We start from the raw sequence: 472 nt of genomic DNA, 5'->3' as shown, positions 1-472 counted from the left end.
TCTTTAACCTTCTCACAATTAAAAGGAGCCTTGTGCGGCTCCTTTTGTTTAGCTTTCACCGTGGTGAATTATTTTTGCGTGCCATCTTCAATTTTCGGCGGATAGGGCAGGTCAGCGGCTTTACGCATCTTCGCCACATCTTTCGCGGTGACCGTGGCTCCCGCCGGATTGCCAAACTGTGTGCTGACGTAATGACTTAGCGTCGCAATCTGTTCATCGTCGAGCTGACTGGCAAACGACGGCATCATGATTTCGCCTTTATCCATGTGGCGCTGGACGCCGTTGAGGATGACCGAAACCTGATTGCGGCTGTCGTAAGAACCAGTGCTGGTATGGCTGAACAGTGACGGATAGGCATGGAATCCCTCGCCGCTGCCTTCACCGCCTTTGCCGTGACAGGCTGCGCAGCTGGCATTAAACAGGGCGGCGGCTGACTGGTCGATTGTCTGACCTTCAGCGCGCAGTGGGTAAA

The 472-nt window shown here is 54.0% G+C and carries 1 protein-coding gene; it reads right to left on the bottom strand.

The window, feature by feature from the left end:
- Positions 1-68: 68 nt before the first annotated feature.
- Positions 69-472 (bottom strand): cytochrome c (locus EVX52_RS25135; RefSeq protein WP_129992351.1); only part of this gene is annotated, 404 nt, incomplete at its 5' end.

Origin of the sequence: Rahnella sp. CFA14(1/10) (assembly GCF_004195095.1) — a bacterium.
Classification (GTDB): domain Bacteria; phylum Pseudomonadota; class Gammaproteobacteria; order Enterobacterales; family Enterobacteriaceae; genus Rahnella; species Rahnella perminowiae.
Note: the sequence above shows the minus strand (reverse complement) of the source record. Positions and strands in the feature narration are given on the sequence as shown.